At 60.7% G+C, this 24,590-nt stretch carries 24 protein-coding genes; 10 read left to right on the plus strand and 14 right to left on the minus strand.

Annotation, left to right across the window (positions count from 1 at the left end; translation table 11 throughout):
• Positions 1 to 134: 134 nt before the first annotated feature.
• Together V7650_RS12890 and V7650_RS12895 are read left to right on the plus strand one after the other, a co-directional pair.
• Positions 135 to 2,474, plus strand: a complete 2,340-nt coding sequence (locus tag V7650_RS12890) for a TonB-dependent receptor (protein ID WP_335656645.1) — start codon at positions 135 to 137, stop codon at positions 2,472 to 2,474.
• Between the two features lie 150 nt (positions 2,475 to 2,624).
• Positions 2,625 to 3,803: a diguanylate cyclase domain-containing protein gene (locus V7650_RS12895; RefSeq protein ID WP_335656646.1), complete on the plus strand. Its 1,179-nt coding sequence runs from the start codon at positions 2,625 to 2,627 to the stop codon at positions 3,801 to 3,803.
• Between the two features lie 98 nt (positions 3,804 to 3,901).
• On the opposite strand, the gene V7650_RS12900 is transcribed toward V7650_RS12895, so the two are convergent.
• The 3 genes from V7650_RS12900 to V7650_RS12910 form a co-directional block, all read right to left on the minus strand.
• Complete coding sequence (locus V7650_RS12900; protein ID WP_335656647.1) at positions 3,902 to 4,432, minus strand: isoprenylcysteine carboxyl methyltransferase family protein; 531 nt, start codon at positions 4,430 to 4,432, stop codon at positions 3,902 to 3,904.
• Entirely contained in the window at positions 4,429 to 5,478 is a 1,050-nt protein-coding gene (locus V7650_RS12905) for a type III polyketide synthase (protein WP_335656648.1), read from the minus strand. The genes V7650_RS12900 and V7650_RS12905 overlap by 4 nt, the downstream gene beginning before the upstream one ends.
• A gap of 287 nt (positions 5,479 to 5,765) precedes the next feature.
• A complete protein-coding gene (locus V7650_RS12910) occupies positions 5,766 to 6,047 on the minus strand; it encodes a hypothetical protein (protein WP_335656649.1) in 282 nt (93 codons plus the stop codon).
• Between V7650_RS12910 and V7650_RS12915 the strand changes: the two genes are divergently transcribed.
• The 3 genes from V7650_RS12915 (at position 6,040) to V7650_RS12925 (ending at position 7,788) form a co-directional block, all read left to right on the plus strand.
• Positions 6,040 to 6,552: a phasin family protein gene (locus V7650_RS12915; protein WP_335656650.1), complete on the plus strand. Its 513-nt coding sequence runs from the start codon at positions 6,040 to 6,042 to the stop codon at positions 6,550 to 6,552. The genes V7650_RS12910 and V7650_RS12915 overlap by 8 nt on opposite strands.
• A gap of 220 nt (positions 6,553 to 6,772) precedes the next feature.
• Positions 6,773 to 7,108 carry an ATP-dependent Clp protease adapter ClpS gene (gene clpS, locus V7650_RS12920; RefSeq protein WP_335656651.1) on the plus strand — a complete coding sequence of 112 codons (336 nt, stop codon included), beginning with the start codon at positions 6,773 to 6,775 and terminating at the stop codon, positions 7,106 to 7,108.
• A 20-nt stretch (positions 7,109 to 7,128) separates the two neighbouring features.
• On the plus strand, positions 7,129 to 7,788 hold the full coding sequence (locus V7650_RS12925) for a DsbA family oxidoreductase (protein ID WP_335656652.1): 660 nt from the start codon (positions 7,129 to 7,131) through the stop codon (positions 7,786 to 7,788).
• Between the two features lie 3 nt (positions 7,789 to 7,791).
• On the opposite strand, the gene V7650_RS12930 is transcribed toward V7650_RS12925, so the two are convergent.
• The 6 genes from V7650_RS12930 to V7650_RS12955 all read right to left on the minus strand — a co-directional run bounded on the left by V7650_RS12930 (position 7,792) and on the right by V7650_RS12955 (position 11,565).
• On the minus strand, positions 7,792 to 8,217 hold the full coding sequence (locus V7650_RS12930; RefSeq protein ID WP_335656653.1) for a VOC family protein: 426 nt from the start codon (positions 8,215 to 8,217) through the stop codon (positions 7,792 to 7,794).
• A complete protein-coding gene (locus V7650_RS12935; RefSeq protein WP_335656654.1) occupies positions 8,214 to 8,972 on the minus strand; it encodes a DUF1295 domain-containing protein in 759 nt (252 codons plus the stop codon). Before V7650_RS12935 ends, V7650_RS12930 begins: the two co-directional genes overlap by 4 nt.
• A gap of 47 nt (positions 8,973 to 9,019) precedes the next feature.
• Positions 9,020 to 9,670, minus strand: a complete 651-nt coding sequence (locus V7650_RS12940) for a lysophospholipid acyltransferase family protein (RefSeq protein WP_335656694.1) — start codon at positions 9,668 to 9,670, stop codon at positions 9,020 to 9,022.
• A gap of 98 nt (positions 9,671 to 9,768) precedes the next feature.
• The gene (locus V7650_RS12945) at positions 9,769 to 10,086 is read right to left on the minus strand and encodes a pilus assembly protein PilZ (protein WP_335656655.1); all 318 of its coding nucleotides are present in this window, start codon (positions 10,084 to 10,086) and stop codon (positions 9,769 to 9,771) included.
• Between the two features lie 220 nt (positions 10,087 to 10,306).
• A complete protein-coding gene (locus V7650_RS12950; RefSeq protein WP_335656656.1) occupies positions 10,307 to 11,260 on the minus strand; it encodes a cation diffusion facilitator family transporter in 954 nt (317 codons plus the stop codon).
• Between the two features lie 125 nt (positions 11,261 to 11,385).
• Positions 11,386 to 11,565: a PspC domain-containing protein gene (locus tag V7650_RS12955; protein ID WP_089132939.1), complete on the minus strand. Its 180-nt coding sequence runs from the start codon at positions 11,563 to 11,565 to the stop codon at positions 11,386 to 11,388.
• 615 nt (positions 11,566 to 12,180) lie between these two features.
• Here V7650_RS12955 and recF point away from each other — a divergent pair.
• The 3 genes from recF (at position 12,181) to mobA (ending at position 14,639) form a co-directional block, all read left to right on the plus strand.
• Positions 12,181 to 13,254, plus strand: a complete 1,074-nt coding sequence (gene recF, locus V7650_RS12960) for a DNA replication/repair protein RecF (protein ID WP_335656657.1) — start codon at positions 12,181 to 12,183, stop codon at positions 13,252 to 13,254.
• Between the two features lie 81 nt (positions 13,255 to 13,335).
• Entirely contained in the window at positions 13,336 to 14,016 is a 681-nt protein-coding gene (locus tag V7650_RS12965; RefSeq protein WP_335656658.1) for a CHAP domain-containing protein, read from the plus strand.
• Positions 14,017 to 14,054: 38 nt separating this feature from the next.
• Complete coding sequence (mobA, locus tag V7650_RS12970; protein ID WP_335656659.1) at positions 14,055 to 14,639, plus strand: molybdenum cofactor guanylyltransferase; 585 nt, start codon at positions 14,055 to 14,057, stop codon at positions 14,637 to 14,639.
• Between the two features lie 59 nt (positions 14,640 to 14,698).
• Here the strand turns inward: mobA and V7650_RS12975 are convergent, their stop codons facing one another.
• On the minus strand, positions 14,699 to 14,965 hold the full coding sequence (locus tag V7650_RS12975; RefSeq protein WP_335656660.1) for a hypothetical protein: 267 nt from the start codon (positions 14,963 to 14,965) through the stop codon (positions 14,699 to 14,701).
• Between the two features lie 199 nt (positions 14,966 to 15,164).
• Between V7650_RS12975 and V7650_RS12980 the strand changes: the two genes are divergently transcribed.
• Both V7650_RS12980 and V7650_RS12985 read left to right on the plus strand, forming a co-directional pair.
• A complete protein-coding gene (locus V7650_RS12980; protein WP_335656661.1) occupies positions 15,165 to 16,604 on the plus strand; it encodes an amidohydrolase in 1,440 nt (479 codons plus the stop codon).
• A 556-nt stretch (positions 16,605 to 17,160) separates the two neighbouring features.
• The gene (locus tag V7650_RS12985; protein ID WP_335656662.1) at positions 17,161 to 17,790 is read left to right on the plus strand and encodes a peroxiredoxin; all 630 of its coding nucleotides are present in this window, start codon (positions 17,161 to 17,163) and stop codon (positions 17,788 to 17,790) included.
• A 122-nt stretch (positions 17,791 to 17,912) separates the two neighbouring features.
• On the opposite strand, the gene V7650_RS12990 is transcribed toward V7650_RS12985, so the two are convergent.
• From V7650_RS12990 to V7650_RS13005, 4 genes are all read right to left on the minus strand, one after another.
• Positions 17,913 to 18,293, minus strand: a complete 381-nt coding sequence (locus V7650_RS12990; protein ID WP_335656663.1) for a DUF4168 domain-containing protein — start codon at positions 18,291 to 18,293, stop codon at positions 17,913 to 17,915.
• A 302-nt stretch (positions 18,294 to 18,595) separates the two neighbouring features.
• Positions 18,596 to 19,783, minus strand: coding sequence for a hypothetical protein (locus V7650_RS12995; protein ID WP_335656664.1), 1,188 nt, complete (start codon positions 19,781 to 19,783; stop codon positions 18,596 to 18,598).
• A 376-nt stretch (positions 19,784 to 20,159) separates the two neighbouring features.
• Positions 20,160 to 23,357: an amidohydrolase family protein gene (locus V7650_RS13000; protein WP_335656665.1), complete on the minus strand. Its 3,198-nt coding sequence runs from the start codon at positions 23,355 to 23,357 to the stop codon at positions 20,160 to 20,162.
• A gap of 84 nt (positions 23,358 to 23,441) precedes the next feature.
• On the minus strand, positions 23,442 to 24,338 hold the full coding sequence (locus V7650_RS13005) for an XdhC family protein (protein WP_335656666.1): 897 nt from the start codon (positions 24,336 to 24,338) through the stop codon (positions 23,442 to 23,444).
• Positions 24,339 to 24,590 lie beyond the last annotated feature (252 nt).

The following is a 24,590-nucleotide window of genomic DNA, read 5'->3' on the forward strand; positions in this document are numbered from 1 at the left end:
CCCTTGCCGCCGCCGTCACAGGAATGACATGTAACATTATGCAAAATGTCACCCAATCCCCGTCAGCCTGTCACAGCTTTGCTGCACTGCACCATGTCTTTCCAGTGTCGCAGATAAAAGGTTCAAACCCTACCATGACAAAATATGCTCCCCACGCGCTTTCCCGCACTTCATGCATCGCCCTCGCCTGCGCCCTGTTCGGTGCCGCGACCGCCCCGGCCGCTGCCCAGACGGGTACCGACAATGCAGCCGAAGAGAGCGATGACAATGTCATCATCGTCACCGCGCAGAAATTCGAGCAGAAATCGACCGATGTGCCGATCACCATTTCGGCTATCTCGAACCAGCAGATGGAGCGGCTCGGCGTGTCCGATCTCGACGAACTGTCCAACTATGTTCCGGGCCTGAATATCCAGGAACAGAGCGCCAACAATCCCGGCATCGTCATCCGCGGCATCACCTCCGACAGCGGCTCGTCGCAGCAGGCGGCGCGGGTGACGCTCTATTATAACGGCATCGACATCTCCCGTTCGCGGGGTTCCTACCAGGCGATCTACGACGTCGACCGGATCGAAGTGGTCAAGGGACCGCAGGCCACCCTGTTCGGCACCGCCTCCGCCGTCGGCGCGATCAGCATCATATCCGCCAAGCCGGAGCCCGGTTTCTCCGGCAAACTGACCGCGGGTATCGGCAATTATGATTCGCGCATCGTCGGCGGCCATATCAACGTCGGCAACGACGTGATCGCGGCGCGCGTGGCGGGCGAGTGGAAGAAGCGCGACGGCTATATCGAAAATCTGTCGGACCGTCAGGGCGATCTCTATGCGCAGGACCAGCTAGGGTTGCGCGGTTCTTTGCGCTTCACGCCCAGCGACGCGCTGACCATCGACCTGATCGGCACTTATGACCAGCAGCGCAACAGCGGCACGCCGTTCATCTCCGGCAATTTCCCCACCTCGGCGGGCCCGGCCAACCGATTTGGACCGGCCAATCTTTCCGGCGCTCCGGCCGGCATTTCCGCAGCGGTCCTCGGCAGCGACGAGCTCGGTCTGCGCCGCGAGGTCTATGATGGCAATCTGACCGCCAGCTATGACTTTGCCGACGGCTGGAACTTCACCACGGTCAACGGCTATCGCAAGTTCGACAGCCAGGAAGTGTTCGACGCCGACGGTTCGGCCGCCTGGTATCTGGAATTCACCGAGGATTCGCAGGGCTGGCAGGTCAGCCATGAATCGCGCTTCGCCTATCAGGACGACAATGTCCGCGCCTCGTTCGGCTGGAACTATTTCCACGAGGACAATTTCCAGCGCGTGCCTTTCTCGAGCGAGGAAGGGACGTTCCTCGCCTGCTCGTCGGCAGCCCTCCGTGCCCAGCTCGGCATTCCGTGCATCGCAGCCGACGGAACCGTCACTGCGGCCCAGGCAACCGGGCTGCTGACCGGCGGTCTCGCCACCGTGCTCCCCTACAGCTCCGAGTTCACCAACCTCGGTGTCAACGACAGCTATTCGGTGTTCGGTGACGTGCGCTGGACGGTGACGCCAAGGCTCGAGCTGACCGTCGGCGTTCGCGGGCTGATCGAGAAGCGCAAGTCGGGCTATAATTCGATCGCGCCGGGAAGCGTGCTCACGGGCGGATCGCTGATCCCCGGCCAGAGGACGACCAACGGCACCTTGTGGTCCGAAGACAGCTTTTCCGCGGTTCTGCCGCGCTTCAATGCGCTCTATCGCCTGTCCGACGAGGTCAACGTCTATGCCACCGTTTCCAAGGGCCGGCGCTCGCCCACCGTCAACCAGACGGCGACCTCGACCAGCCTGATTCCGGAAGAAATCGTCTGGAACTATGAAGGCGGCATCAAGGGCTCGGCCGGCATCTTCTCCGGCTCGCTCGGCGTCTATTATCAGAAATATAACGACTTCCAGGTCTCCCGCGTGATTTCCGACCCCAATGATCCCTCCGGCCTGCCGGTCGGATCGACCCTGACCGAAAGCGCCGGTTCGGCGAGCAACCTCGGTGTCGAGGCCGAGCTGCAGATGCGCCCGACCGACTGGTTGACTTTGTTCGGCAACGTCGGCTGGATCGACGGCGGCATTGACGACAAGCCGGAAAACGGCGTCTTTGCCGGCAACCGCTTCCGCCTGCAGCCCGAATGGCAGGCCGCGGCCGGCTTCACGATCGATGCCCCGCTGGGCAACGGCATGCGTCTGTTCCTGACACCGAGCGTCACCTATCGCAGCCGAATCTTCTTCGAAACCACCAACCGTCCTAATATCGCGCAGGGTCCGGTGACCCTGGTCAATGCCAAGGGCGGTGTCAGCTTCGCCGAAGACCAGTTCGAGCTGGCGGTGTTTGCCCGCAACCTGACCAACAAGGACTATCTGCTCGACGCCGGCAACACCGGTGGCGGCTTCGGCTATCCAACCTTCATTCCGGCCGAACCGCGCTTCTACGGCATCCAGGCCAGCGCCAAATTCTAGGCGCTATCGTTCATCACCCCTCGCCTCGTTCCACCCGGTGGAGCCGAGGCGGGGGCCCCTCAAAAATATTTTGTTAACCCTATTTTTACAAGGCGAGCCTAGTCCGGAAGGCGGAACTTCCGCTCAGCCACAATGGGGTCGCCGAACATCATGGATTCAACGCCGCCATCAGCCCAGAACCGGGGCGCATTCTGGCAGAACCCCTGGCGGTCTCCCGAAATTTCCGAGGACATCCGGCCGTCGGTAGAGGACATGCAGCTGCGCCGGGTGCTCACCCATGTGCCGATGATCTACCTGGTCGCGATCTTCAATCTGGTGGCAGTGATGGTCCTGTCTGCGCACGAGGGCGTTGAACCCGTATATTATGCCTGGATGGGCGTATTCGCGGTCGCCTGCTGCGTGCGGATGATGATGTGGATTCGGAGAGGCAAGGCCGCCCGGTCGCATCTTCCCTCGGCCAAGACATTCCGCAACCTCTCCGTGCTGGCGATCGGCATTATCAGCTTTCTCAGCATCTGGTCGGTCCTGGTCATTGCCACCGACATGTTCGCCAACCAGATATTCATTCCGATGTCGCTGGTGTTCGGATCGACCTGCATCGCCCACTGCCTGGCCTGCCTGAAAAAAACCGCCGTGACCGTGTTGCTCGTCGGGGTCGTGCCCTCCGCCATCGCGATGATCGTGCTGGGCGATTTTGACGACATGATCATGGGATGGAGCATGCTCACGATTGCCCTGCTGATGATCCGCTTCATCATCGACAGCTACAACCAGATCATCTCCGGCCTGATCCTGCGCCAGATGATCTGGAAACAGGCCCACAGTGATCCGCTGACAGGGCTCGCCAACCGCCGGGCGATGATGAACCACCTGCATCTGGCCGAACAGGCTTTCGCCCGTGACGGCCGCATGTTCGCCGTCGCCCTAGTCGACCTGAACGTCTTCAAGCAGGTGAATGACAGTCTTGGCCATGACATCGGCGATCTGCTGCTGGCCGAAGTCGCCCGTCGGCTGAGCCAGAGCAGCGGCACCGACGAGATTGTCGGACGTCTCGGGGGCGATGAATTCCTGATCTTCATGCCAGGAGTTGCCGGCCCTGAACAGGCGATGGCGCGGGCGACCGCCTATCTGGCTGCCTTCGCCAGACCGGCGCAGATCAAGGGCCATGTCCTGACACCCTCGGCCAGCCTCGGCGTTGCCGTCCAGACGATCGATGGCCATGGCACCGAGCAACTGCTCAAGGCCGCCGACCGGGCCCTCTATGCGATGAAGCGCGCCGGCAAGGCGGGCCGGAAACCGGATATACCGACGCTGCGCCAGATCGCCTGAGGGCAGACAGGCCTTATGCCGGGCGCGCCCTGGCCGACAAGCCAATCAGCAGCAGTCCGATCACCGCCGGACCCGCCTGGACCCCGGCGGATTGCAGGCTAGCCGCGTTCGCCCAGCACGCGGTTTTCCACCGCAATCCGGTGGCGCAGCAGGATCGCGTTGAGAACCGAGAACAGCAGCGCCACCCACGGCAGACCCAGCATCAGCGGCACGATCGCGATCTCGAGCACGACGACCAGATAATTGGGGTGGCTGAAAAACCGGTAGGGGCCACGCCGGACCCGGTCAAAATGCGGCGCGGAAATGATCCGGGTGGTCCACCACCGGCCAATGCTCGCCAGCGTCCAGAGGCGCAACATCTGGGTCGAGACGAACAGCGCCAGCAAGAGCGGTTGGACGGAATGCTGCGGATCGACCAGCAGCGCGATCACCGCGATCCAGGCGCTGTGGAGGAAGATGAAATAATGATAATGGTCCGCGCCATGTTCCTTGCCGCCCTCGCGCAACAGCCTTTTGGTGTTGCGGTTGGCATGCACCAGCTCCGCCAGCCGCTGCACCACGATATAGACCATGATCCAGGTCACCAGCGTCGGGCTGGCGGTGAACAGGCTGCCGAGCGGATCCGTCATGCCGCGCCCCGCGGATCAAGAATAGCCAGCGCCGCGGTGAAACCTGGGCCAAGCGCCGTCAGCAAGATGGGTTTATCCGGCTTTTCCCGAAGCAGGCGCTCCAGCACGAACAATACGGTCGGCGAGGACATGTTGCCATGCTGCCTCAATATCTCGCGGGTTGCCGGAATGCCGGCAATGGCGGGTGCGAAATGGGCTTCCAATGCTTCCACCACCCGGCCGCCGCCCGGATGGCAGGCGGGTTCCGACAGATTTGCCATTGCCAGCCCCTGCTTCGCCAGAAACGCGTCGCAAAACGGCGCAAAGTCCTGCGTGACAAAAGTGGGGATGTCGCGCGCCAGCACAAGATCAAAGCCGGTCGCGCCTATTTCCCAGCCCATCATGTCGCGGGTGCCCGGCCAGGTCTTTTGCTCAAAGGCCCGAAAACGGGGCGCCGCCGCCTGCCCCGCCGCACCGCTGACGACCGTTGCAGCGCAGCCGTCGGCAAACAGGGCGGTAGCGATCATGTTCTTCTTGTCGAACTGGCTGAAGTCATAAGACAGGCTGCACAGCTCGAGGGCAATCATCAGGACATTCTGGCCGCCATTGGCCGCCGCGAGATCATTGGCCAGGCGCAGGCCGAGCACGCCACCGGCGCAACCATGGCCGAAGACCGGTATTGTCTGGGTCGCTTGATCAAAACCCATCGCCTCGATCATCCGACTGGGGATCGACGGCGTCATTGTTCCGGTTGTCGAGATCATGACAATTGCGGCAATATCGGCCGCAGCCAGCGCAGCCTTGTCCAGTGCCTCGGTTGCCGCCCGCTGCGCAAGCCTGGTGCCGACCTGCTCGTACATCGCGGCCCTGCTCGTCCAGCTGCGCGGTTCCAGATAATAGCCCGCCTCGCAGGCCAGATAACGCTGATCGATTCCGCTATTGCCCAGGATCTGCTCGAGCCGACCGGGGAGCGCCGCGCCGCGCGCTTGCGCCATCACTGACAGAACCTCCGCTTGCGTGATCCGGTGATCGGGAATGGCAGTGGCAACGGACAGCAGGGCGGGCATGGATCACTTTCGAGAATGGAAAGGACACTGTTACAGCAGAAGTCCGATCGAACCACTGGAATTTGTAGCATTGCCCGAAATGCTGTATCTCCGGCTTGGCTGCTGCTGATTGATGGACAACAGCTGATGGATTATTGTGCACTGCACCATTTTTCTTGACAAGCGTGTCTCCAGCCCCTATTTGTGCACTGCAACATAAAAGTGAGACAACCGATGGCTGACACGAAAAACGAAACTCCTGCCGCTCCAGCAGCAAAAGAAACCGGCTCGCTTTCCGCAGAAGCCGCTTATTCTGCAGCATCTTCCGCGATTAGTGTTTCCGACAAGCCGGCTGTTCCAGCCACGGCTGTCGAGAAAGCCGAAGCTGCACCTGCGGCGGCAAAGACCGAAACCCCAAAGCCGGTGGCTCCAGCTGCTAAACCGGCAACAGCGGCAAAGCCAGCTGTCAAGAAATCCGCAGCATCCAAGCCGGCAACCAAGAAGGCCGCAGCAAAACGCAAAGTCGCTGCGAAACCCGTTGCCAAAACCGCATTGAAGAAAAACACAAAAGGAACGACCAAAATGACCACCGCAAAGACCACCACCAAGCGTGTTGTGAAAAACACCAAAGCCGCCAACACCAAGGCAGCCAATACCGCCAAGAAAACCGCTGACAAGCTCGGTTCGCGTTTCGAAAAGCTGACCGCCGATGCGCAAGCCCGTGCGAAGGCTGCTGCGGATCGTGCTGTCGCGATGTCGAAGAGCGCCGTTGAATTTAACCGCGAAAATGTCGAAACCCTGATTGAAAGCGGCAAGATCACGGCCAAGGGCGCTCAGGAAATTGGCCAGACCAACCTGAAATATACCCGCGAAAATCTCGTCGAAGCCAGCCGCGCTCTGCAGGGTCTGTTCAGCGTTGCCACGCCGAAGGACATGTTCGAAAAGCAGGCTGATTACGTACGCAGCGGACTGGACCGGGTTATGGACCAGACTTCGAACAATGCCGACGCCGTCGTCAAGCTGGCAGGCAAAGCCTATCAGCCGATTGCTGATCGCGTCAGCGAAATCCGCAAGGAACTCAAAAAAGCCGCTTAAGCCGCTTTTTAAGGGAATTGAAAAAGGGCCGTTCCGTTGGAGCGGCCCTTTTTGTTTGTGCCCGAATTCCCCCGGCCAAACCAAAAGCTGAGGAAAGAGCAAAACCGACCCTTGCCCTTCGGGGTATAAATACCATATCTTGTGCCTGATGATGATCCAGCAGATTCTTCCCCGCATACCCTCCCTGAACCGGCTGATTCCCGTCGGGCAGAGGCCGGTCATGGACAATGATGCCGACAAGGGATCGGACGACGATGACAATAGCAATCTGGGTATCGCGACCAAAACCCGCGCCAAGACGAAGAAACCCAGTCCTTATAAAGTGCTGATTCTCAACGACGATTATACGCCGATGGAATTTGTCGTTCTGGTGCTGAAACGATTTTTCAACATGGACATTGACGAGGCCACGCGCGTGATGCTGCATGTGCATCAGAAAGGCGTCGGCGTCTGCGGGACATTCAGCTACGAAGTCGCGGAGACGAAGGTCACTCAGGTGATGGATTTTGCCCGAAAGAACGAACATCCCCTCCAATGCACGCTTGAAAAGGCCTGATCCAAATCAAGGGATTTGATATGTCCGAGATGCCCGTGATTACCGTAGACATCGTCTCGGACGTGGTCTGCCCGTGGTGTATCATCGGATATAAGAAGCTGGAAAAAGCGATGGCCCGGTTTGACGGCCAGGCACGGTTTGAACTGGCCTGGCATGCCTTCGAACTAAACCCCTCCATGCCCCCGGAGGGTCAGTCGATCGATGACCATATGGCTCAAAAATACGGGGCGACGCCGGAGCAGAGCCGGGTGAACCGCGAGCGTCTCCGCAATGCCGGCAAGGACCTGGATTTCGAGTTCGGCTATCACGAGGGCATGCGCATGGTGAACACGTTCGATGCCCACCGTCTTTTGCATTGGGCCGGGGAAACAGGGAACCAGACCGCGCTGAAGCTGGCCTTGTTCAAGGCCCATTTCACCGATGGCAGGAATGTCAGTGACCATCAGGTTCTGACAGATATTGCGGTGTCTGTGGGTTTGGATGAAAAACGCGCACGCGACCTCTTGGCCGGCGACATGTACGCCGCCGAGGTCCGGGCCGAGGAAGCCGAATGGCAGGATCGGTTCATCACCGGTGTGCCTGCCTTCATTTTCAACAAGAAGTTCATGGTTCCCGGCGCTCAGGAAACCGAAGTTTTTGCCAATATAATCGAAAACAAGCTGCTCAAGAAAGCCGCCTAGCGATTATGCTTCTTCCAGCAATTCAATGATATTGCCGAAAGGATCCCGGCCGTAGATCGCCTTTTGTGTTCCGAAATCGACGGGTGGACCGACAAATGTCATTCCCGCCAACGAAAGACGATCATATTCTGCCTCAATATCTTCGACCGCCAGCGCGATGTGCGGATAGCCCAGGTCGGCCGGATCGCTGCGACGGTCCCTTGGTAGCGGTTTGACATATTGCCAAAGTTCGATGCAGATATTGGTGCCCTTCAGCATCGCCATCTTCGCTTCGAAACCGGGAACTCCGACCGCTTCACCCGCCTTTGCATTGTCGGCAGACACTTCGGTCCGCCAGTCCTCCGCAAATCCCAGGACGTCACGATAAAAAGCCAAGCCCGCTTCGATATCAGGCACACCTATCGCAACGTGATGGACGCCCTTGATCATGTATTGCTGCTTCTTTTTGGCGGCATCGGGAAAAAACCGGAGGTCCGCTGGATATAGTCCACATAGTCCGGTCGATTTTTCTTGAGGCTTTTCTCCAGCAACGGAGCACCGCTCCATTTCATCAGGGTGAAGCTCAAGAAAAGAGGTCCGATGGCGGCCGCCCAAACCGGCCAGCCGGCTGGTGTTGCCGCCAGCCAGATTCCCCACCACGTGCAGAAATCGCCAAAATAGTTCGGATGCCGTGTATATTTCCACAAGCCGCTGTCCAGCACCTTGCCCTTGTTTGCGGGATTTTCCTTGAAAGACTTGAGCTGCATGTCGCCAATGGTTTCAAACCCGATGCCGATGAGGGCGATCACCAGCCCGACCAAGGAAATTGCCGGCAATGGCCCCGTATCCGCGAGCAATATGCCAAGCTGGGCGGGCAGGCAAACCATGAACAACAACGGAATCTGCAGCGCCCATGCCCTGACGAGCGCAGCGCGGGCGAAGCTCATCCCCTGCGTCTCGATCGCGTGGCCGAGAATCTTTTTGTACCGAGGATCCATGCCATCCTTGCGCCAGCGCAGTAACAGATGCGTGCCCAGCCGGATCCCCCACAGCGCGGTGAGCCCCCAGATGGTATAGGCCAGCGGGCCGGGGTCTTCGTTCTGAAGCAAAGATACGCTTGCCATGATCGCCATCCCGTACGCCCAGAAGGCATCGATGAACGAGACATCCTTGATCCGTATGGAAAGCAACCAGAGGATGATCATGATCGCGACCAATATTCCGAAGTTCAGCCCGAGCGCTCCCAGCAGGTTCAAACTGAGTCTCCTTCTTCTCGTCTTGTGTTGCTCGTTCGGGGCTCCGTCGAGACAATATCCCGCATCGCCTTTTCCGGATATTTCGGAGTGACGCTGTGATAGAAGGCGCTGAGCTTTTGCATGTCAGCCTTATAGTCCCCCGACGGCATGAAAGAAGGCCCCAATCCTCCCGTACGCTTCGAATAGTCCATCAGTCCGATGATCAGCGGAACCTTGGCTTGAAGCGCAATATGGTAGAAACCTGTGCGCCACTCCTTCACGCTACCCCGGGTTCCTTCGGGCGGGATGGTCAGAAGAAATTCACTTCGCCGGCCAAACTCCCTGACCATCGCATCCACCATATTTTGCGACTTGGAACGATCGACGGGGATACCCCCCAAGCGGCGCATCATGTCTCCCCACGGCCATTTGAACAGGGTGTTCTTGCCAATCCAGTAGGAATTGATCTTGAGTTTGTTGGTCAGGCCGAAAAAATACAGGAAATCCCAGTTGCTGGTGTGGGGGGCAGCGATGATCACTGCCTTGCTCGGCGGCGGGTTTTCCTGAACCGCTGTCCACCCGTTGACCCGGAATATGAACAAGGAAAATCGACGGACAATTTCCGACAACCAGTTCGGTCTAATCTCGTCGTGCACGCGTCCTCCCACTCGCGGGGTCGGGTACCGCGTTAACTGCTTAGCATAAGTCAATTTTCGGACCTTGCAACGAGAGATGTCGTCAGCAAGAAACCCAAGGGCCCTATTCGCTAGCGATCAATTTTCTCAAGGCTGGGATATTTGGCGATGATATGACTGTATACGGCGGGGTGCAGCGATTTCAGAAACTCGCACCCGAAATAGTCGCCTTCCTGCCAGCAAATCTTGCTTTCCAACGCAGCAAATGAAGGGAGTTTGAGGAAAATTGGCTTTTCACCGGTCAGCCGTGTCAGGCTTCGCATTCTGAAACCGGTGATCGACAGGTCACAGATCATGATTCCCACGCTGCCCAATCCGGGTTCCCGGACAATGGCAGCAATTTCTACATCGGCGCGGGACGATAAACGTGGATCGCCCGACTTGAACATTTTGTTCATTGTACAAGAATCCGGTTGTTGTTCAAAAAATCTCGATCACCTGTCTGCATGACATTCGCGCTTCAGTCCTGTCCGATGTCTCCACACGAGGTCAGGTGCACTCTCCGCCTATTCCCGAAGATTAACCAAAGATGATTGTGCAAACGTTAACAGGATTGGAATAATTGGAGGGTTGCAGAAGCTTGCCAAACGCTTGGCCTGAAACGGAATTTTACGGGCGGCAATTGGTTTTGCACGAGACGACCTCATCGCCGGCGACTTCGATCTGCACGGTGACATGATTGATGCTGAAGCGCTTGCCCATCTCCTTTTGAATGGCACCAAGAAAACCCTCCTCCTGATTGCCATCCGGCAAGAACAGATGGGCGGTCATCGCGGTTTCACTGGTGCTCATCGGCCATATATGAAGATCGTGGACCGCCTCCACACCAGGCAATGAGACAAGATAGGCTTCCACATCTTCGACGCTGATATTGCGAGGCACGCCGGCCATCGACATGCGCACAGCCTCGGATAGCAATCCCCATGTACTCCAGAAAATCAGGGCCACGATTATCAGGCTGAGAAGCGGGTCAATCCAGTTCAACCCGGTGAAATAGATCGCTATTCCACCCAGGACGACGCCCGCCGAAACACCGGCATCGGCCATCATGTGCAGAAACGCTCCACGGATGTTGATGTCGTCCTTCTGGCCTTTCGCAAAAAGCATCGCCGTTGCGAAATTGATGACGATCCCTATCGAGGCGACGATGATGACGGTGGTTGTGGCAATGGGGCTCGCCTCCTGGAAACGTCCGATCGCTTCCCATGCAATGGCGCCGCAGGCGACCAGAAGAAACAGGCCGTTCAGCAGCGCGGCAAGGATCGAGGAGCCTCCCAGTCCGTATGTGAACCGCTTGCTGGGCGGGCGCTTGGCCAGCTCGGCACCGACCCAGGCGACGGCCAGTCCCAGAACATCGGACAGATTATGCCCGGCATCGGCCAGCAGCGCCATCGATCCGGCGAGCAGACCGTAAATGACCTCGACGATGATATATATGATATTGAGTGCAATACCGATCGCGAAGGCCCGGCTGAAATTTTGGGGCGTATGGCTGTGCGCGTGGTGGTGGCCATGGCCTCCGTGGCCAGAATGACCGTGGCTGTGATGATGACCTGCGGACATCTGCGCTCCGACGATTATAATGCGACTGCTCGGTGCAGCAATTACACGCATTGGCCCAGGCGGTCCATATATTTGTGTAATATTTTCCGTATGTTATATCATCAATGACTCACGGGATGGCAGGATCAGTCGACGATCAAGCCAATCGCCAGATAAATGATGATCGCGGAACCGAAGCCGAATATGGTCGCGAGAACGAATATTATCCGCAACAGATTGGCATCCATACCGCTCCAGTTTGCCAGCCCCGAGCAGACGCCCATCAGCTTGCCGTTCGCTTTGTCGAGTTTCAGCTTGTTTTTCATCGGTCGGATGCTTCCTTTGTTGGATGAGAGTGGTTCCGGCCAGTTGCCCGAAACGGATTCAGTGGTTTTGGTCTTGTTTGCCATCAGATCACCATCGAGGATGCGTTGCTGATCGCGGGCATGACGCTGGCGCCGACAAACAGGGCGGCAGAAACAACCGCTGCAAAAGCGGCGGAGAATGAATGGTGAAATGCGCGGGACATGGTTTTTCCTTTCTGACTGGCTGGGGGTGTTCAGGCTACTGCCGAAGCGGCGCCGTTGATTGCCGGTCCAACACTGGCACCGACGAAGATCGCGGCGGAGAAAATTGCGGCTGCGATGGCGGAGAGATTGTGAGAAACATTCGAGAACATGATGATTTCCTTTCGATAGAGAGCATTTTTTCGCTTTATTGCGAAGATGAACACTACATTGCACAGCCCGTGCCAAATTTATATTTCTATTCTTTTCAGACACTTAATCAGCATCACCGATTTTCACGATCCTCCTGCGAGCTACAAAGTAGTGAAATTTACCAATCCTTGGCTTTGAATTCCGTGATGCGGCCGTCGAACGGGTGATGACTGCGAATTCGCTTCTCTTCACAGATGGTGAAAGCTAGGGATCGGCGAGATCATGACGCTGTCCCAACTCACCTTGCACAATTTCCGCAATTATCCCGCGCTGCGCCTCGATGCCGCGCCCGGCTTCATGGTATTCAGCGGCGCCAATGGTGCGGGCAAGACGAATATTCTGGAAGCGGTATCCCTGCTGGCACCAGGCCGCGGGCTCCGCCGCGCGCCGCTGGGCGATATCGCCTACCAGCACGGCCCCGGGGATTTCGCGGTTGCGGCGCAGTTGCAGGAGGTTCAACTGGGAAGCGGCACGAGCGTGGACGTGCCCGATCGTCGCAAGACACGCATTAACGGAACCACGGTGCCAACCAATGAACTGGCCGAGTGGCTATCCATATTGTGGCTGACGCCGGCGATGGACCGCCTGTTCACGGAAAGCGCCGCAGGCAGGCGCAATTTCCTGGACCGGCTGGTGACTGCGCTGGAACCCGCACATGCCAGAAACTGCGCGCGATACGAAGCCGTCCGCCGTGAACGCAACCGCCTGCTCGCCCAGGAGCAACCTCCAGAACGGGACTGGCTGGACGGGCTCGACAAGCAACTGGCGCGTTTTGGCGCACTGGTTGCGGGTGCCCGGGACCGAATGATTTCCGCGCTGAACCAGAGACTGGAGCAGTCCGACGGCGAGATTTTCGCGCGGCCGGTGGTGCAGCTGGCCGACGATCGCGTGCAGTCGGAAGAGCAGCTATTCGCGCTGCTCCAGCAATCCAGGGCCAGAGACCGGGCAGCGGGGCGGACGACACGCGGACCGCATCGCGCCGATCTCAGGGTTTTCCATTTCGCCAAGCAGCAGGCCGCCGACAAATGCTCGACCGGTGAGCAAAAGGCGCTGCTATTCTCGATCATCCTGGCGCATGCGGACCTGATCGCGGAGCGACACGACCGACGCCCGATATTGCTGCTCGACGAAGTGGCCGCGCATCTCGATCCGCAGCGACGGACCGCGCTGTTCGGCAAGCTGGCGGAACGCGGTGGACAGGTCTGGCTGACCGGCACCGAACCGGAGCTGTTCCGGGACACACCGAATGATGCGCTGCATTTCCATGTTGCCGAAGGCACGGTAACCGCCCGATAGCGCGCCGCACGAATCGTGGTTACCGGCCCGTTAACCCTGTGCATTAGCTTTGCCTTTCGGTCCTAAGGCTACGGCCATGGCATGCATCCAGCCACGCTTCCCAGTCTTGCAACATCCCTGCGCAACGCGATCGTGCCGCTGCTGCTGGTGCTGCAGGCGATCCTCATGCCGGCACCGGTCAAAGCGGAAGACTATCTGCAGTGCGTGCCCTTTGCCCGCGAACTGAGCGGCGTCCGCATTTATGGCGATGCCCACAGCTGGTGGGACCAGGCAGCGGGGGTCTATCAACGCGGTTCAACCCCGGTCGAGGGGGCGGTGCTGTCTCTGCCCAGCCATGGTGCGATGCAGCTTGGCCATGTTGCCGTGGTTAGCGATATTATCGACAGCCGGACGATCCTGATCAGCCATGCAAACTGGTCGCCGATCAATGGCCGCCGCGGCCAGATCGAGCGCCGGGTCGAAGCACGGGACGTCTCGGAGCGCAATGACTGGAGCCGCGTCCGCATCTGGTACGCCCCGATCGGCGAGCTTGGCACCACGGCCTTTCCGGTCAACGGCTTCATCTATCCAGCGCCCTCCGGCCGGAACGATGGCCGGCAATGGGCATCGGCAAAGCCGCTGCCCGAGCGCAAGCCGCCCAATCGCTCGCTTTTTGACCGGCGGCTGCAAGCGGAACTGGCACAATATGCCTCAGAGGAACGCCCGGCAGACGCGGGTCCGACCGACCTGATCGGGGAATTGCTGGACAGAGTGGGCAGCTGAGTCCAGATTGCAGCCATGCTGCAAAGGATAGCCATCGCATGATCACTTCATCCCCTATCTGCCTGGTCATCCTGGCGGGCGGCCAGTCGGTCCGCATGGGGACGGACAAGGCGGCTATCCGGCTCGACGGGCAGAGACTGATCGACATCGTGATCGGGCGGTTTGCCAGCGCGGCGGAGCAGATCATGCTCTCCGCCCGCGACGACTATGATACCGGGCTGGAGATCATCCCCGATGACCCGCTGGCGCCGGGCGGGCCGGTGGGCGGCATATTCTCGGTCGCGGCGCGGTTGCAGGAGATCGGCATCACCGGCTTCGTCACCGTGCCGGTCGACGCGCCCCATGCCCCCGTCGAACTGATTGCGCGGCTGACGGAAACCGGCCAATGCGCCGTCGCCGGAGACCAGCAGCGCATCCACCCCACGTTCGGCCACTGGCTCTGCGACACCGTCAATGGCATTCGCGAAGCGCACCAGCCCGGAGAGCGAGCGCCGTCGCTGCACTGGCTGGCCGAGCGCTGCGGAGCGGAGGTGGTGCGCTGGCAGGACCCGGCGCTGTTCCTCAACATCAACCAGCCGGAAGACCTGGAGCGGGCCGCCAGCCACAAAAAAACCGGCGCCTGACAGCAGGCACCGGTTCTGGTCGCAGCGACTGGTCGCTGCCTTGTTATGCGGCCTGAGGCCTAGTCGAGGCGACGGATTTCCGACTTGGTCAGGCTGGTCATCAGCTTGCCTTCGCTTTCGGTCAGGGTCGATGCTTCGATCCGCCGGACCTTGCCCTTGTAGATGACAAGCACATCGCCAGCTTCGGTAACGCGGTTCACTTTTGCGATGCTCGAACCGGTGGCGTCGTAGAGCCGTTCGTTGCGTTCGGCGTCGGCAGCGTTGGCAGCCGGAGCGGTGAGGGACAGCGCGGTGGCTGCGAGGATCAGGGAGGAAAGTTTTCGCATGATATGTTCCATTCGGTTGGGGAATTGTGTCCCGAATATGCGCCGCCGAGATTAGGTTGCAATATGAAATGCTGCACCTGCGAGTTGCTTTTTTGCAATTGACCGGAAATGTGGCGCAAAAAGCGGGGGCACAAGGCGGTTGCCCTCGCGCACCGGCTGTGCGACGATATAGCGAATGTGCTAGTCCAAAGAGGTGTCCATGATCCGTTTTTCCCTTGCCCTGGCCCTCGCGGCCCTCCCTGCATCCGCCCATGCCCAGCAGAATCAGCAAGAAGGCACGATGGCCGAAATATCGGCGCTGATCGACGCCCGGTCGGACAAGGCAGCCAAAAATGCCCGCCAGATGTGGGAATGGGCGGAAGTCGGCTACCAGGAGCAAAAATCGAGCGGCCTGCTGCAAAGCGAACTCAAGGCCAACGGTTTTACGATAACGCCGGGAGTAGCCGAAATCCCGACCGCCTTCATGGCCGAATATGGCAAGGGTGGCCCGGTGATCGCGATCCTTGCGGAATATGATGCGCTGCCCGGGATCAACCAGGATGCGATGCCGACCCGCTCGCCGGTCGCCGGTAAGACCGCCGCCCATGCCTGTGGCCACAACCTGTTCGGTGCCGGTTCGGTCGAGGCGGCGATTGCGGTCAGCAAGTGGCTCAAGCAGACCGGTACTCCCGGACGGGTGCGTCTCTATGGCACGCCGGCGGAAGAAGGCGGCAGCGGCAAGGTCTACATGGTCCGCACCGGGCTGTTCGATGATGTCGACATCGCCCTGCACTGGCACGCCGACGACGAGAATTCCGCCGCCGCCCGCACCACGCTGGCCAACCGTTCGGCCAAGTTCCGCTTCCGCGGTGTTTCCGCCCACGCCGCCGGCGCCCCGGAAAAGGCCCGCTCCGCGCTCGACGGCGTCGAATCGTTCAACATGATGATCAACATGATGCGCGAGCATGTGCCGCAGCAGTCGCGGATCCACTATGTGATCACCGAGGGCGGGACCGCGCCCAATGTCGTGCCCGACTTTGCCGAGGTCTTCTATTATGTCCGCCACCCGGACCCGGCCGAGGTCGACGCGATCTGGGCCCGGCTGGAGGATGCGGCGCGCGGCGCGGCGCTGGGCACCGGCACCAAGGTCGACTGGGAAGTGATCCACGGCAACAACCCGCTGCTGGTCAACGAGCCGCTGGCGAAGATGATGGACGCCAAGCTGCGGCAGGTCGGCGGCATCAGCTATACGCCCGAGGAGCAGAAATTTGCCGAGGGCATTTATGCCAGCTTCGACAAGCCCGCCAACAAGCTGGGCAGCCAGGAAGAGGTGCAGCCCTATGACGTGACGCTGGGCTATGGCTCGACCGACGTCGGCGATGTGTCCTACGCCACGCCGACGGTCGGCCTGCGCACGGCGACCTGGGTACCCGGCACATCGGCGCACAGCTGGCAGTCGTCGGCGGCCAGCGGCATGTCGATCGGCTTCAAGGGCGTCCAGGTCGCAGCCAAGACGCTGACCCTGGCGGCGATCGAGCTGTACACCAATCCGGAGCTGCGGGCCGAGGCCAAGGCGGAGTTCGACAAGGCGCGGGGTCCGGACTACAAATATAAGTCGCTGCTCGGCGACCGCGATCCGCCGCTGGATTACCGCAAATAGACGGGCAAGACTCGCTGGCATAGCGGCAGTCTATGCCAGGGTGCCGGCTGTAGGAAAGCCTGTTGTCGCGCGGGAGCGCAGGATCATGCCTGTCCGGGAGCGGCGCAGTTTTCGTGCCCGCGCGAAACGTGAAGGCACGAAGCGGCTCGGCAAAATATCGGCGCGGCGCGGACCGGCACCGCAGCGCGGGCCGTGCTTTACAGCAACGCGCGGTTTTAATTTCCGTGACTTTAGCCGCAAACCTGCAGATTTTCGGGCTTTGTTGGACTCCGGAGTGGCACCGAGTGTGACCTTTCGGACGAGGCCGGGTGGCAAGGCCCGGTGGTGGTTGCCGCCATATCCCGAATGTCAAAGAGCCGGCCCTGCCCGCTGCCGCAGGGGTTCAACAGGATAAGCGATTCGGGTGAGTGTAGGAAAGGGCAATTCGTCACGCCTGCGAGCCCCCAACACAGAGCCATGCGCTCATTCAATTTAACACTTAGTGTAATTACGTAATTGAATTGGGCAGAGGCAAATCGATATGCTAGGGCAACCGGACAATCAGAAAGGAACAATCATGAGCCTGCATATCGGAGATACCGCCCCCGACTTTACCGTCGATACCCAGAACGGGGAAATCAGCCTGCACGAATGGGCCGGCGACAGCTGGATATTCTTTTTCAGTCACCCCGCGGATTTCACGCCCGTCTGCACGACCGAAATGGGTCGCACCGCACAGCTGGCCGACGCGTTCGCCGAACGCAATACCAAGCCGCTCGGCCTGTCTACCGATACAGCGGAGGAGCATCGCAAATGGATTGCCGATGTCAATGACACGCAAAACACCAACCTGACATTTCCGATCGTTGCCGATGCGGATCTGGCAATTGCAAAAATGTACGACATGATCCATCCGGACCAAAGCGAGACTGCGGCTGTCCGGTCGGTGTTCATCATCGATCCGAACAAGAAAATCCGCCTGACCATGACCTATCCGATGAGCGTCGGCCGGAATTTCGACGAGATCCTGAGGGTGATTGACGCCCTGCAACTGAGCGACCGCAAGCGCATCGCCACGCCGGCTGACTGGCAGGTCGGCAAGGACGTGATCATTCCGCCATCGATCAGCAACGAAGAGGCAAAGGGCCTGTTCCCGCAAGGATGGACGGAACATCGTCCCTATCTGCGGACCACCAGCGTCGGTTGAGGCGCATTGCCTTGACGGAACGTTCAACTGAAACGTCAGTTTCCGCAAAAAAAGGGTGGCCCCCTAGAACGGGGCCACCCTTTTCTTTTGCTTGATGGCGGGGCGTTCGCCCTGACAGGTCGCTATTGCTGCCGTTGCTGCTGGTTCTGGTTGATCGCCAGCTGCACCCGCTTCTTGAGCTCGGCGTTGGTTTGGGACGCCTGGACAATGGTGTTGAACTTGAACGTATCAAGATCCCTGCTCTCGACCGCCGCCGTCATTGCGGTCTCTTTCTGCTCCTTGTTCAGGGAGGAATCCTTCTGGATCTCGTTGACCGCGATCACCGCCTTGGCAAAATTGTCGATATCCTGAGGGGTGATCGTCACTTTTTGCTCATCCGGTGCTGCGGGTGCCGCAGATGGGGCTTCGGCGGCCGGAGGTGCCTTAGGTGCGGACTGGGCCGACGCGGCGCTCACGCCAAACAGCGCCACTGCGCCGATCATGAAGATATGCCTGCTTTTCATCGTTCGCTTCTCCTGATGTTATATGAACGGTTCCTAGCGGTTCAATCATGAAATCGCGTTGACTTCAGCTAAAATTCGACAGCCTGTTGCTGATGACGGACTAGTACAATAGCTCATATTTTTACAAGTAAGCTGCAAATGCAGAATATTTTTAGCAAGACGATGTCGTTACTTCAGTACCAAAATCCGTACTGCTGAATAATGCAGCATCTTTTAGTTCGAATTATCGCAGTAAACCTGTCAAAAGAAAGGGCGGCCCCGAAGCGCGGGGCCGCCCTGTTATCGCAGATTTATTTCGCGCCTCAGCTGTAGGCGGGTTCCAGAGGCCGGGTATCGTGCATCTTCACGCTGACCCGCGCTGGATTGAGGGCGCGGCGTGCCTTCATCTCGGCCAGCTGACCGTCGAGATAGCGAGCGCGCTTGATGCGCTTCTGCCGGGTAAGGAACGGATTTTGCGGCGTCGGGATGGCGTTCACATGTTCCGTGAAATAGCCGTTGCGCCGATCGAGATCGGCCTCAGCCAGATAAGGTCGCGGTGCGGCGGCCACGCGGCGCTGACCGATGGTCACGCTGCGGTCGGCGCGGCTGCGCGCTGCATCATGCTCCGGCAGCCCTGCAACAAAGTCGGTAAGATGTGCCTTTGCCTCGGCCCGTTCGCGCTGGATTTCCGGCGCGGCCGGTTCAGGCGCTGCATCGGCCGCATCTGTATCCGTGCGCAACTCGGGCATGGTCGCTGCGGTCACTGCCGGGGTGACCGGCGGGATCCGGTAAAAGGCTCCTTCGGGTTCGGCCTTGCTCTTGCGACGACGGCTCACCGCATAGGCGCCGGCGCCACCGATGCCAAGCAGGCCGGCGAGCGCTGCGAGCAGCGTCCAGTCGGTCGTGCCGGCCGGATCGGCGGGTGCAGCGGCGGGTTCGATCGCGGCGGGAGCAGACTGAGCCACCGGCGGCGCATTGTCGAAGCCGGCAATCGGCGCGTCTGTCGCAGAAGCCACGGGTGCGGCCATTGGTGCGACGACAGCGTCGGCACCGCTATCGGCAGGCGTTCTCGCCGAGACGCTGTTGCGGGCAGCAGCCTTGGCTGCCGCAGCCTTTGCTGCGGCCGCTTCAGCCGCTGCTGCCTTGCGGGCCTGCTGCTCGCTTTCGATCTGGGCAAGCGCCTCGGGAGCTACGGTGGTGGCATCAAAGCCGCCCTTTTCAGCGAGCGCGTCGGCGCGGGAGGGTGTTGTCGTCTGCACCGTCGGTGCGGCCGTCGTCGGCGTTGACGGACGGATTACCGGGGCGGACTGCACGGTCGGTGCAGGGGCGGGTGCGGTCTGGGGGACGGCGACCGGAGACTGCATCGGCATGTCGGAAGGGGCGATCACGCTCTGCGCCTGGGCCGGTGCGGCAGCAAGTCCGGCGGAAATGGCCAGCACGCTGATCATGGACAGGCGGCCAGCGGCTTTTGCCGACGAGCCATTTTTGATGGGATTGTTGTTATTTGTCATCTCATTTCTCCTGATATGTGAACAACCAACCCGCCGACGCGAAATTGGGCGCACCCCGTGGCCAAAACACGGGGTGACAGGAGGCAAAATGCGGGACGAACCGAGTTCCTGAACGGCCCATTCACCGGGCGTTCAGAGAAATCCGGGTGCCGTTAAACGGGCGTTCATCTGATCCGGGTCGATCTTCGTTGCGGCATACGAATGGGCTGCTGAGCGCAGATTCTGGCCAGCCGCGGCGCATTCCGCGATGCAGGCCGACCGGGGCCGAGCAGCCGGGCTGGAGGCCGATGATATCGCGTTACAGGGGCGGCGCGCCGTCAGCTTCGCAGTCGGTGAGCCGGGGGCCAGGCGGAAACGGTTGCCGGCCCCCTGCCCGTCACTCCCACCAATAGGCCGCGCGCTTGGCGTCGCCGGTCACGACTTCGTTCATCGTCAGCGGATCGTAGAGCCGGCCGTTGAGCATCACCCGGCTGATCCGGTCGCTGTTCCGGATGTCGGCGGTGGGATCTGCGTCGAGCACGAGCAGATCGGCGAGCTTGCCGGGTTCGAGCGAACCGATTTCCGCATCCATGCCGAGCGAGCGGGCGGAGGTGATGGTCCCGGCCGCCAGCGCCTCGAGCGGCGTCATGCCGCCGCGAACGAAGGACCAGAGTTCCCAGTGGCTGCCAATCCCGGCCTGCTGGCCGTGTGCGCCGATCGAGACCTTGACGCCGGCATCGGCCAGCTTCTTGGCTTCGCGCGCATTGTCGTCATCGACGAAATTGCTTTCCGGTGCGGTCGTCCGGCGCATCGTATCGGCCGCCAGGATGGATGGCGGCGTGTGGATCATCAGCGGATTTTCCCAGACATTGGTCGCCTGCCGCCAGTAGGGGTCACCCGCCAGCCCGCCATAGCTGACCACCAGGGTCGGCGTATAATTGGTATCCGACTGGCCAAACATCTGCACGACGTCTTCGTAGAAGATTTCCAGCGGGATATTATGCTCCAGCGTCGAATTGCCGTCGGCGACCAGCGCCATGTCCATGCCGAACAGCGAGCCGCCCTCTGCCACCACCAGCATATTTTCCTGGCGCGCGGCCTCGGCCACCTGCTGGCGCTGTTCGCGGCGCGGCTGGTTGTAGTTCTTGACGCTGTGGCCGCCCTGCGCCTTGAGCCGGCGGACATGGGCGAGCGCGTCGTCGAGATTGTTGATCTCGGCATAGACGCCGGCCGATTTCGCACCATAGACGATCTCCCCGGTGGAGAAGATGCGCGGGCCGAGGATCATCCCGGCGCGCTGCATTTCGCCGGCGACGAAAATCTCGCTGGCGCGGCTGGAGGGATCGTGGATCGTGGTCGTGCCGAGCGCCAGATTCTGGATCAGCGACCAGTTCTGCTGCGGCACCAGCTCGTCGGTGCCGGCCGGGCCATGGGCATGGGCGTCGATCAGGCCCGGGATGATGGTCTTGCCGGTGACGTCGACGGTGGCCGCGCCGGCGGGAATGGCAACAGTGCTGCGCGGGCCGACCGCGCTGATGCGGTTGCCGCTGATCACGATCACGCCATCGTCGATAATGCCGCCCTGTTCACCCGCCATAGTGACGATCCGCGCACCGGTCAGGACCACAGTGCCCGAGGGCTTTGCCGCGGCCACGGTCCGCTCGAGCGAAACGCCGCTGGCCGGCGGCTGATATTTGGGTGCATCCTTTGCCGCGGGCGCGCTGGGGAAGAGCGCTGCGGTCGAGGCGGTATAGACGGTGGGGCCGAGGCTCCAGTGCAGCGCCTCGCCGCCGTTTGACCAGTGGATATAGTCGGCGCCGCTGGCGCTGACCCGGGTTACCGGCAGCGACTTGCTGGTTGGACTGACCTCCACCGCCTGGGTGCCGGGCATCAGCGGCATGACATAGGCTTCGTAGCTTTGCCGGAAGGCGACATTATGGCCATCGGGAGAGACGACATAGTCGTTGGTCAGCTCGCCCTTGGCATGGGTGCGCTTGGCCTCGCCATTCAGGTCGGCGCTGACCAGGACGCGCTGGTCCTCCTCGCGGTCGAGCATGAAGACGCGGTCGTTGGATGCGCCGAACTGCGGCCCTGCCGCGCCCTTCATCACCCGTTCCGGAGCGCCGCCGCTGGCCGGGACGCGGTAGACACCGGCATCTGCCGACCATTTTGGCGCGGTCAGATAGCCGCCTTCGGTCATCTCGAAGACGATGGTGCGGCCATCGGGCGAAAATTGCGGACGGGCATAATGTCCGGGCCGGCTGGTCACAGTGCGCGGCGCGGCGCCGCTGGCGGACATGGTCTTGATCTGGCCGAGCCCGGCGTCGGTCCAGCCGACATAGACGATCGAGCGACCATCGCGCGACCAGGACGGAAAAAGTTCAAGCTCGCTGCCGCTGGTCAGCCGCCTGGCCGAGCCACCCGCCATCGGCTTGCTGTAGAGCTTGCCGAGACTTTCGAACACCACGGTCCGGCCGTCGGGCGAGACGGCGGCAAAGCGCGGCATTTTTGTGGTGAAGCTGTCGGGGGCGACGGGGATGGTCGGATGCGGCGCGTTGGCGACTCCGCGGGTGTCGTTGACCCGGAACGGGATCACCGAGGATCCGCTGCCATCGGCGGCGACCCGGCGGATCTTGCCACCGGCCCAGAAGACGATCTCGCGGCTGTCGGGGGTCCAGTCCATGTTCGGATAGACGCCGGTCACCGCCCAGGTTTCCTGCACGTCCTGATCGAGGTCGTCGTAGACCTTGCGTTCAACGCCGGATTCCAGGTCCTTCACATAGAGCTTGGACCGGGTCATCTCGCGCCGGACAAAGGCGATCTTCTTGCCATCGGGTGACGGGTTCGGGCGCACCGAACCGCCGAGGCCGGATACCGCGGTGCTGATCTCGCCGGTTTCCAGGTCATATTGTTCGATGTTGAACAGGTCGCTGTTGCTGTCCTGGGCATAGATGAAGGTCGCGCCCGGGGTGATGTTCTTGGTGTAATAGACCGACTTGCCATCCGGCGCGTAGACCGGCTCGCCCAGTTCCTTCTGGTGCGTTTCGCTCGGCTTCTTGACCAGCTGCACCCCGCCGCCGCCGGACACGTGATAGACCCAGATTTCACCGGTGCCGAGCGAACGCTGGGTGGTGAAATGCTTCTTCGCAACGACATAACGTCCATCGGGGCTCCAGCTTGGCTGGTTGAGCAGGCGGAATTCTTCCTTCGTGACCTGCTTCTTGTCGCTGCCGTCGCGATTCATGATCCAGATATTGTCGCCGCCGCCGCGATCGGAGGTGAAGGCGAGGCGCTGGCCGTCGGGCGAAAAGCGCGGCTGGACTTCCCAGGCCAGGCCCTCGGCGATGCGGGTCGGGGTGCCGCCCGAGATCGGCATCGTGTAAATATCGCCGAGCAGCGCAAAGGCGATGCTCTGGCCATCGGGGCTGACATCGACATCAATCCAGCTGCCCTCCTCAACGTTGATCGGAACCTGCTTGATCGTCGCACCAGTGGGTGCGTTCACGTCCCATTTCTTTTCTTCCGCCTCGTCCTGGGCGAAGGCCGCACCCGAAAAAAGCAGGCTGGCAAGAACGGTAACGACGCTATATTTCATGATAATCCCCGGAATCGTAACTGACTGATAGCGCCTGTCTATTCGAGTTTCGGTTCGGAAGGAACAGCGAAGATTGCGCCCCGCTCAGGCCCGGAAGCCGAAATGGCCGTGATAGCTTTCGACCACCTGCGCCAGAGTGGACAGCGCCAGCGTCGCCGGATCGCGGGTCGAGGGGATCAGGCCGATGGGTGCGACCATGCGGGCCACGTCCGATGCCGGCGTACCGATATCGGCAAGGCGTTTTTCCCGCTCGGCGTGAGTCTTGCGGCTGCCCATGGCTCCGACGTAGAACGCCGGGGAGGCCAGCGCCTGCTGCATCAGCGCGGCCTCCCAGTCATGGTCATGAAAATAGAAGATGCAGGCCGTCCAGGGATCTGGGTCGAGCAGCGGGGTGGGCTGCGGGGTCTTGAGACGGTCGGAACGGATCGCCAGATCCGCGACGGCAGCAAACACCGCGGGATCCGGCGACAGCACGGCGCACTCGATCCCGTAGCTGGTCGCCAGTCGGGCCAGGCTTTCGACCGACGGGCCGTGACCCAATATGTCCAGCCTGGCGGCGGGAATATGATGGACCTGAAACCGGGAACCGGATTGCTCGACGGCGCTGACCGGAACGGTCAGCCGGTCGCAATGGATAGAGCTATCCTCACTGTCGATCGTCAGGGTCAGCGGTTCGCGTCTCGCGACCCGGTCGAAAATATCCGAGACGACCGCTGCATCCGTAACCGGCGAAAAGAGCAGGTCGATGCCGCCGCCGCAGGGCAGCCTGATGTCGAGATAGGGCGAACCGGCACCGTAGCGCGTTTCCCGCGGCCGGCCGCTGCCGATCACGTCCAGCGCCTCGGCGATCACTGCAGCCTCGACGCAGCCGCCGGAAAAGGAGCCGACGGAGGTGCCGTCCTCGGCGACGGCCATGTGCGCCCCGGGGTTGCGCGTCGATGCACCGGTCACCGCGACCAAGGTGACCAGAGCGGTTGCCACATTTGCCCTTGCCTTGACATGGAGAAACCGGAAGATGGGTAGAATATTGTTCAAACGCGCTTTTCCCGCAGCTTGTCGCCGTGTATCTGTTAAATCGTTCCATGCCGCAAACCCGCCATGCGGGCAATCGTCATCGGCGGCCTTGGCAAGATTGGGAGTGCCGGAGCGGTGCTGCGGTCGTCTACAGGCTGTCCAAACAGCGCCGCTGTCACGGAGATGATCCTTTCGGGACATGCGGCACTGCAGGGATGC

Origin of the sequence: Parasphingorhabdus sp. (assembly GCF_036964565.1) — a bacterium.
GTDB lineage: Bacteria > Pseudomonadota > Alphaproteobacteria > Sphingomonadales > Sphingomonadaceae > Parasphingorhabdus.

What these genes read in the sequence shown, in the direction of transcription:
- V7650_RS12890 (WP_335656645.1), top strand. Translation starts at nt 135, where the DNA reads ATGACAAAATATGCTCCCCACGCGCTTTCCCGCACTTCATGCATCGCC.
- V7650_RS12895 (WP_335656646.1), top strand. Translation starts at nt 2,625, where the DNA reads ATGGATTCAACGCCGCCATCAGCCCAGAACCGGGGCGCATTCTGGCAG.
- V7650_RS12900 (WP_335656647.1), bottom strand. Translation starts at nt 4,432, where the DNA reads ATGACGGATCCGCTCGGCAGCCTGTTCACCGCCAGCCCGACGCTGGTG.
- V7650_RS12905 (WP_335656648.1), bottom strand. Translation starts at nt 5,478, where the DNA reads ATGCCCGCCCTGCTGTCCGTTGCCACTGCCATTCCCGATCACCGGATC.
- V7650_RS12915 (WP_335656650.1), top strand. Translation starts at nt 6,040, where the DNA reads ATGACCACCGCAAAGACCACCACCAAGCGTGTTGTGAAAAACACCAAA.
- clpS (WP_335656651.1), top strand. Translation starts at nt 6,773, where the DNA reads ATGGACAATGATGCCGACAAGGGATCGGACGACGATGACAATAGCAAT.
- V7650_RS12925 (WP_335656652.1), top strand. Translation starts at nt 7,129, where the DNA reads ATGTCCGAGATGCCCGTGATTACCGTAGACATCGTCTCGGACGTGGTC.
- V7650_RS12930 (WP_335656653.1), bottom strand. Translation starts at nt 8,217, where the DNA reads ATGATCAAGGGCGTCCATCACGTTGCGATAGGTGTGCCTGATATCGAA.
- V7650_RS12935 (WP_335656654.1), bottom strand. Translation starts at nt 8,972, where the DNA reads ATGATCATCCTCTGGTTGCTTTCCATACGGATCAAGGATGTCTCGTTC.
- V7650_RS12945 (WP_335656655.1), bottom strand. Translation starts at nt 10,086, where the DNA reads ATGTTCAAGTCGGGCGATCCACGTTTATCGTCCCGCGCCGATGTAGAA.
- V7650_RS12950 (WP_335656656.1), bottom strand. Translation starts at nt 11,260, where the DNA reads ATGTCCGCAGGTCATCATCACAGCCACGGTCATTCTGGCCACGGAGGC.
- V7650_RS12955 (WP_089132939.1), bottom strand. Translation starts at nt 11,565, where the DNA reads ATGAAAAACAAGCTGAAACTCGACAAAGCGAACGGCAAGCTGATGGGC.
- recF (WP_335656657.1), top strand. Translation starts at nt 12,181, where the DNA reads ATGACGCTGTCCCAACTCACCTTGCACAATTTCCGCAATTATCCCGCG.
- V7650_RS12965 (WP_335656658.1), top strand. Translation starts at nt 13,336, where the DNA reads ATGCATCCAGCCACGCTTCCCAGTCTTGCAACATCCCTGCGCAACGCG.
- mobA (WP_335656659.1), top strand. Translation starts at nt 14,055, where the DNA reads ATGATCACTTCATCCCCTATCTGCCTGGTCATCCTGGCGGGCGGCCAG.
- V7650_RS12975 (WP_335656660.1), bottom strand. Translation starts at nt 14,965, where the DNA reads ATGCGAAAACTTTCCTCCCTGATCCTCGCAGCCACCGCGCTGTCCCTC.
- V7650_RS12980 (WP_335656661.1), top strand. Translation starts at nt 15,165, where the DNA reads ATGATCCGTTTTTCCCTTGCCCTGGCCCTCGCGGCCCTCCCTGCATCC.
- V7650_RS12985 (WP_335656662.1), top strand. Translation starts at nt 17,161, where the DNA reads ATGAGCCTGCATATCGGAGATACCGCCCCCGACTTTACCGTCGATACC.
- V7650_RS12990 (WP_335656663.1), bottom strand. Translation starts at nt 18,293, where the DNA reads ATGAAAAGCAGGCATATCTTCATGATCGGCGCAGTGGCGCTGTTTGGC.
- V7650_RS12995 (WP_335656664.1), bottom strand. Translation starts at nt 19,783, where the DNA reads ATGACAAATAACAACAATCCCATCAAAAATGGCTCGTCGGCAAAAGCC.
- V7650_RS13000 (WP_335656665.1), bottom strand. Translation starts at nt 23,357, where the DNA reads ATGAAATATAGCGTCGTTACCGTTCTTGCCAGCCTGCTTTTTTCGGGT.